The following is a 7845-nucleotide window of genomic DNA, read 5'->3' as shown; positions in this document are numbered from 1 at the left end:
GAAATAACAAACTCATAAGTTGTTTCTTCTACTCTTCTAAGAGTGTTTGATACGAACTACTGTTTTTTGTAAATCAATAATTCTGCTACCATCCAACTCCCTTATCTAGCTTACTGTTTTTCAGATCTTACCGCCTCTCATCAAGGCATTTCGTTTCGGTAATGGAATTTATATACCCTCTTAAAACCTTTTGCAAGCCCTTTTTTTCACTTTTTTCATTTTTTTTCACTTTTTTCTGATTTACTAACATTTCTCATTGACATTAACTGAAAATTTAACAATTATAGGTTAAACATATAAGCACTATATAAACAAAATACAAATAAGAACCTGGGATTGGCTGAGTGAGAAGTATACCTAAACAATATCTAACCTATGCATTTGTTGCTTTTTCTGCTGCTGTTGGCTTGTTTTGTATAAACAAAACCCTTTCAAATATCACAGCACCCCATAATGCTGAGTTCATTGAGCAAGCGGAATCAAATGGTTCCTCATATGTTGCAACCTCATTCCAAAAGACCCTGGTCGATCAATCATCCTCTGCTAAAAAGGCATCAAAGGGTGACAAATCTATTCTTCAAGAGATCGAAACCTTTCTCGATGGCGACACACTTTCTGACGTTTTAAAGCGTCATAACATCCCAGACACTCAAATTTCAGAAGTTAGCCAACTCTTAAAATCAAAGAAAATCCCAGTGAACCATCTAAGGCCTGGTGAAGAAATTGAGCTAAACTACACCAATGACGAAGATGAAACTGTTCTGAAAAGACTGTCTATCCCGCAAGGACATACATCAACAATCCATGTTGTTGATAACGGGACAGGCAAGTATGATGTTATGGTTGAAAAGAAAAAGGTGAACCGCGTTGTTGAATTGAAGATTGCAAACATTGAGGGCAATCTCTACACAACAGGTAAAAAACACAATATCCCATCTGAGATTATTCAGTCACTTGCACAGAAATTTTCCCATCAATTTGATTTTAGAAGAGATGTAAAGGCTGGCGATCAGCTCAAAGTTTTGTACGAAGAATCGCATGACAATTATGGCAAACGTGTCAAAACAGGTCCATTTATCTATGCTGCTTTTGAAGTCAAAGGCAAAACGTATGAGCTTTTCAAATATGACTTCCCGGATGGACATACAGACTACTTCGATCGTCAAGGCAATAGCTACAAAAGATCTTTCTTGGTCCAGCCTGTGAAAAATGCACGCATTTCATCTCAATATGGATACAGAGTACACCCAATTCATCACTCTCGCATGCTTCATAAAGGGATTGACTACGCAGCCCCTAAAGGAACACCAATTGTTGCTGCAGCTGATGGTGTCATCAAAGAAGCAAAACGCAAAAATGGGTTTGGTCGTTATATCCGCATTGCACACAATGCAACCTATTCGACTGCTTATGGGCACATGAGTGGCTTCGGAAAAAACGTTAAGGAAGGCATGAGAGTACGCCAGGGTGATGTTATTGGTTATGTTGGTTCAGATGGCCATGCAACCGGTAATCATTTACACTATGAAGTCCTTGTCAACAATGTTCAAGTGAATCCGAAAGCTGTCAACCTGCCAACAGGTGAAAAGCTCGACAAGAAAAACCTTCAAATTCTTCAAGCTAAGATTCATGATCTTTCTAAAAACTACAGCCAGATTAAAACGCTGACGCCTAAAACAACACTATTGCCAAAAGCAAAGGTACAAGCAGCAGCAAAGTAAGACGAAACGTTGCTCTATCTGCTGGCTATAGTACACCGCAGAGTAAGTTTCAATATTGATTGTGACGCAACGTCGCAGACCACAGCAAAGAAGACTACAGACATTTTCATCACACACTTAACACACAGACTGCAACAGATCTTTAAAATGAATCCCGCACCTCAAACATCTCCTCTCCATCAATTGAATCGATTTTTGACTCTCGCCTTCTTTACATTATCTGGCCTTTTGATGCTTCTTTCCGCAACATCATATGCGGCAGAAGATATTTCCCAGGAACCTGAGCATCAATCACACCAAACCATGAACAGTAATGAGAATATTGCTGAAGCACCAGCCTCTTACGCCATTATCATTAACAAGGTTAAAGATAATGGCTCTCAGAAAGAAGTCACCTTTTCACTCGAGAATCAGGCTGATCAAGCACCTTTAACACTTGATGATCTTGCAGAAGTCCATACAAAGAAACTTCACCTGCTCATCATCAATGAAGCACTGGATGATTACCATCACATCCACCCAGAGGCAAAATCAACACCTGGGCAATATTCTTTCTCCTTTACACCAAAGCCAAATGCACATTACAAAATGTGGGTCGATATAACGCCCAAAACAACAAATCAGCAAAGCTATTTGATGACAGATCTTATTACAGGTACCGAGGCAGCAAAACCGACTGAAAAGCTTGCTCTGCGTAGCACAGTTTATCCCTACTCTTTTGCCTTAAGTTTTGACAAAAAAGTAATCACGGCTGGCGCACCTGTTATGGGGAAGATTGTTGTGAGAGATCTGAAACAGAGGCCCATTAAATCTTTAGAGCCAGTCATGGGTGCTTTTGCTCATATTGTTGCTTTTTCTGCTGACTTTAAAACCATCAATCATGCTCACCCCATGGGCGCAGAACCCAAGACTGATCAAGACAGAGGCGGACCGACTCTTGAATTTCATTATGAACCAACACATCCAGGTTTTGTAAAACTTTTCGCTCAAGTCAAAATCAATGGACAAGATGTTGTTGTGCCTTTTGGTTTTTTTGTCAAATAATCAAGTTCGCTCTTGATCATTGGGCATTGTCTTTCTATAGTTTCTGGAATACCATACAAAAAACAAGGAACACCAATGGCAACCCCTCACCCAACTTATAGAGGCTGGGTTCTCTTAAAAGACCATATAAAATCCAAACACATCATCATTGGAGAGCATACATATTATGCCGGCTATTACCATGATAGGCCTTTTAAAGATTGCATTATGTACTTAGATGAACTGGACGATACTAAAGAAGCTCACGAAGTTGACAGACTCTTTATCGGAAAGTTCTGCTCCATTGCAACAGGTGCCAAAATCATGATGGGCGGAACACAAGAACATAATTACAACTGGATATCCTCATACCCTTTAAGTTGTTTTGGCGATGACTATGACATTTTTTCAACCGTCATGCCCAAAGGACAAATATTAAAAGGCGATACCATTATCGGCAATGATGTTTGGATTGGTGCAGAAGCCATGATCATGCCAGGTGTTCATATTGCTGATGGTGCTGTGATCGCAACCAGATCTGTTGTCACCAAAAATGTCGGCCCCTATGAAATTTGGGGTGGCAATCCTGCAAAACTGATCAAAAAAAGATTCTCTGATGACAAAATAGAAAAGCTCCTCCAGATCAAATGGTGGGATTGGGATGATGCTACGATCAAGGCCAATCTTCCGCTTTTACAATCTGATCAAATTGATACTTTATGGGATATGAGCAATAAAAAAATCAAATGAAAAACTTATAAAAAAAGGGATTTTATGATGGCACATCTTCAACAGACACAACGGACGGATCAATATTTTACTTTTTACTTTTATGAACTTGAGATTGGCCCCACTTTGAAAGTGTGCTCAACACCCCCAAACAATGTCAGCATTCATCAAAAGCAAATCATAACCCAGAATCTTTCATTGTTTGACCGATCTATTGTATATCTCTCTCCTCAACAGCAAAATAGATTACCCGAAACGATAAAAAGCAATAAGGGCCTTCTCAATTTTCTAAACGCTTGTAAGTATATGATTCCCGCCGACACCTTACCGACAGATATGACTGTTCAGGATAGATCAAAGCATCAATATAATAACAAAGTGGCTTTCAAACTTTTAGAATTATCAGCAACACAAGGCTTTGCACCAGCGCAAATGATGATGAGTTATTGTTATAATTATGGTGTTGAGGTTAAAACAAAACGTGATGTAGCGATCGAGTGGCTTCAAAAAGCAGCCAAACAAGGTAACCCAAAAGCGGTATATGAGCTTAATACTTATTTTTTGCATCAAATACATAATCCCTACGAAGCCACACCACTCGAAATTGAAATCGTTAAGCCATGGGCTCTGCCTCAAACAGAACCGGCTATACCATCCCCCTCCTCAACGCCATCTCCGTCTTCATCACAATCAGGGCAAAAAAAACTGACTCCTGAATGGGATTTCATTGTTTCAAAAATCCAATCGATGGAGCAAAAACATGAAGAAGCCATAAGGGCTTTACAGCAATCACACGAGTCGATCATCAAGGTTTATGAAGCTGATGCTGACGCTTTAAGACAAACAAATCATTCATTAACAGAGCGCATTCTATTTTTAGAAAATGAACTCAATGAGGCTAGAAAAAATCATGAAGAAAAGTGTGAGTCAAATAAACGTGTTCAAAGCGTCCAAGACAATCCCCCGAAAAGACAAAAACGAGCCCAAAGAAAGGAAAATAATTGATAAAACACAATGACTTACAGAGCTCAAAGAGATATTCTCATTTTTTACAAATAGACACTGGCAATCGGAAAGGTAATATACTATAAAGAGATAAGAGATAATCCAAATCAATCATTAACAAAAATAATAGGGCCCAGATGATAAAGAATTTTCTTTGCACCCTCTTTTTCTCCTTTTCGCTTGTCATAGCATTCCAAGACTCAGCTCAAGCATTGAATAACAATCTTCAGCAAACAATTAAAGCTTCTGTGAAGGCAAGCAATCCGAGCTTGAATGTGGGCGTTGCTGTTATCCCTCTCCATAGCACGGCCTCGAAGGGTGAGCCTGTTGTTGCCCTTAAAGGAGATCGTTTCTTTACGCTTGCGAGCACAACAAAAGTGATCACATCCATTATGGCTTTGCGTGAATTAGGGGCTGATTATACTTACAATACGTCAATCCACTCGCGCAAAAATGAAGACGGTAGTTATGATCTTTATCTCAAATTTGAAGGTGACCCAACACTCACCAGCAGCCGACTTTTGCAGCTGTTTCAAAACGCGAAACAAAAGCTTGGTGAAAATAGCCGCGTTAGGAAACTTCATGTGACGCTTCCTCGTAATCATTTCACCCCAACAGCCCCTGGTTGGCTTGTTGGCGATACATACTATTGCTATGCATCACCCGTCGGTTATGGCATTTTAGATCAAAATTGCGTTGATATTGATGATGAAAAACAAACAAGTCTTGCCAAAAAGGCCGACGCTAGTTACAAGGCTGATACTGCACGCAGAGCACCAGGCAATCTTGAAGGCTATATCGATGAGAAAGTCAGAGCCATCTTGACACAAACAAGCCTTACCAAAGACCACGACCTTCACCATGGCCCTTTGCCTGAAGGTGTGACTGAAATTGCGAGCACAAAATCGGTTCCATTAAAATCGATCTTAAAACCAATTCTCAAAAAATCAAAAAATCTACCAACCGATGCTCTTTATATCAAAATTGGAACCCATAAAGGCCAAAATCAATGGGGCACTGTTGGATCATCCATTTTAACCTCTTTGGGTCAAGCCTATAATATTGATTTTAAAGGGGCTATCATGACTGATGGATCGGGCCTTTCACGATACAATGCCCTTACACCAATCCAAATGGCAAGACTCTTAGAAAGCGCTTATTACGATCCTAGAACGGGAGATCATTTTTATTACTCTCTCCCACAACTTGGCATTGATGGGTCTCTTCAATACCGACATACAGAAACAAATCTGCGCGGAAAATTTTATGGAAAAACAGGATCCATGAAAGGCATTTCAACCTTGGCAGGCTATATGGAAAAAGGCCAAAATGCTTATGTCGTTGTCATTATGATGAACAACTTCACTGAAAAGCAGAAAAAATATCGAGACTTACAGGATAAAATTCTTGAGATCGTCTATAACAACGTGAAATAATAACAATCGTCAGATTAAATCAGACAAATGGATTTAAAAGTCAGGCTGCGTAAGCCTATATAAATAGGTGCGTAAAGCCGAGTCTTGAAAAATCCGTTTGGATCATTTAAAAATGGCGTTTGTTATAACAAAAAGGAGCCTTATCATGATGAGCAGAATCGCCCTTCCCTTTGTACGCCTTTTTAACAGATGGATGCCTGATCCTTTCATTTTCGCTCTCCTATTAACTCTTGTCACTTTTGGCTTTGCAATTGGTGCTGGCCATACAAGCCCTATTGAAGCAACTCAAATCTGGGGTAGCAATATCTGGAAACTCCTGGCTTTTACAGCCCAAATCGGAATGACACTCATTACAGGTCATGTACTTGCTCATACCCCTATTGCACGAATGCTCTTGAGCAAATCTGCAAATCTTGTTCGGACCTCATCATCTGCCTATCTGATTGTTGGCTTCATTGCAGCCGTTGGTTCATTTATCAATTGGGGAATTGGTCTCATTGTGAGTGCCATTATTGCACGTGAAGTTGCTTCAATCTGCTACAAGAAAAAAATCAAAGTTCACTATCCACTTTTGATTGCAACAGCCTATTCTGGCTTTGTGGTTTGGCATCAAGGTCTTTCTGCAACCATCGGTCTTTCGATTGCATCACCTGATCATCTTCTCGTTGAAATGATGGGACAGGTTCCTGTTTCAAAAACAATTTTTTCTGCTTGGAATTTAACAACAGCTGCCATTGTCATTCTCACAATGCCAATTGTCATGATGCTTTTAAAACCAAAGAAAATAGATTGTTTTCCAATGAGCAAAGATCTGGTCTTTGAAGATGAATCAACAACAAACGATACAGAAAAGCACGAATTCATCAAGACACCTGCAGGATGGGTAGAAAATTCGAGATTGCTCAACATTATCTTCGGCCTGATAGGACTTGTTTATATCATTCATCATTGCTTTATTCTAAAGGCTGGCCTTGATCTAAACCTTGTCAATTTCACCTTTTTACTACTTGGCATTTTGTGCGCAAGATCACCTATCCACTTTGTGAATCTTGTTTCACATGCAGCAGCATCACTAGGCCCAATCATGATTCAATTCCCTTTTTATGCAGGAATTATGGGACTCATGCTTGATTCAGGCGTCGGAAAACTCATCATCGACTGGTTCTTAACATTCTCAACAGCTAAAACACTTCCTTTCTGGTCATTCATCAGCTCAGGCATTTTGAACATCTTTGTACCATCAGGCGGCGGTGGCTGGGCTATTCAAGGACCAATTGCTGCTGAAGCTGCTCTCAAACTTAATGCTGATATGGCACGCGTTGCTATGGGGGTTGCGATGGGCGACCAGTGGACCAATATGATTCAGCCTTTCTGGGCCATTCCTGCTCTCTCTATTGCAGGTCTTCAGGTCAAAGATATTATGGGCTACTGCGTGATCTCTCTGATCTGGTCAGGCCTTATTTTCTCAATTGCTCTCCTTTGTTTCTAAGAAAGCTAATAACATGACAATTTCGTATGACGATTTTGAGCGCGTCCAAATACGCTCAGGCACAATTATGAAGGCAGAGCTCTTCCCAAAAGCAAAGAAGCCAGCCTATAAAATCTGGGTTGATTTTGGCGAAGATATTGGCGTTCTGCAAACATCGGCACAAGTAACGGTCCATTATAGTCCGGATACTTTGATTGGCAAACACGTTGCAGGCTGCGTCAATTTAGGGGAGAGAAATATTGCTGGTTTCATCTCGCAATTTTTACTGCTCGGCTTTTCTGATGAAAAAGGAGATATCGTTCTGATCTCTCCCAGCTCAGCTGTACCGAATGGCCAGAAATTACATTGATGAGACTGCTGCGAAAGTCTAATGAAACCAAAATTACGACTTTCTTCCGTCATTCAGAGTCACCGCAAGGCGACGTGGAATCTTATGTAATCA

At 40.2% G+C, this 7845-nt stretch carries 7 protein-coding genes; all 7 read left to right on the top strand.

The window, feature by feature from the left end; translation table 11 throughout:
* Nucleotides 1-344 precede the first annotated feature (344 nt).
* The 7 genes from KBF71_00785 (at nt 345) to KBF71_00755 (ending at nt 7752) form a co-directional block, all read left to right on the top strand.
* The gene (locus tag KBF71_00785; protein ID MBP9876855.1) at nt 345-1721 is read left to right on the top strand and encodes a peptidoglycan DD-metalloendopeptidase family protein; all 1377 of its coding nucleotides are present in this window, start codon (nt 345-347) and stop codon (nt 1719-1721) included.
* A 147-nt stretch (nt 1722-1868) separates the two neighbouring features.
* A complete protein-coding gene (locus KBF71_00780; GenBank protein MBP9876854.1) occupies nt 1869-2765 on the top strand; it encodes a hypothetical protein in 897 nt (298 codons plus the stop codon).
* 75 nt (nt 2766-2840) lie between these two features.
* The gene (locus KBF71_00775; protein MBP9876853.1) at nt 2841-3494 is read left to right on the top strand and encodes a CatB-related O-acetyltransferase; all 654 of its coding nucleotides are present in this window, start codon (nt 2841-2843) and stop codon (nt 3492-3494) included.
* 27 nt (nt 3495-3521) lie between these two features.
* On the top strand, nt 3522-4478 hold the full coding sequence (locus KBF71_00770) for a sel1 repeat family protein (protein ID MBP9876852.1): 957 nt from the start codon (nt 3522-3524) through the stop codon (nt 4476-4478).
* Nucleotides 4479-4615: 137 nt separating this feature from the next.
* Nucleotides 4616-5914 (top strand): D-alanyl-D-alanine carboxypeptidase/D-alanyl-D-alanine-endopeptidase, encoded by a 1299-nt coding sequence (gene dacB, locus KBF71_00765; GenBank protein MBP9876851.1) that lies wholly within the window; start codon nt 4616-4618, stop codon nt 5912-5914.
* 145 nt (nt 5915-6059) lie between these two features.
* A complete protein-coding gene (locus KBF71_00760; protein MBP9876850.1) occupies nt 6060-7403 on the top strand; it encodes a short-chain fatty acid transporter in 1344 nt (447 codons plus the stop codon).
* Between the two features lie 13 nt (nt 7404-7416).
* On the top strand, nt 7417-7752 hold the full coding sequence (locus KBF71_00755) for a tRNA-binding protein (protein ID MBP9876849.1): 336 nt from the start codon (nt 7417-7419) through the stop codon (nt 7750-7752).
* The last annotated feature ends 93 nt before the right edge of the window (nt 7753-7845 follow it).

The sequence above is a fragment of the Alphaproteobacteria bacterium genome, assembly GCA_018063245.1.
Lineage (GTDB): Bacteria > Pseudomonadota > Alphaproteobacteria > JAGPBS01 > JAGPBS01 > JAGPBS01.
This window is presented reverse-complemented; position numbering and strand designations above follow the sequence as displayed.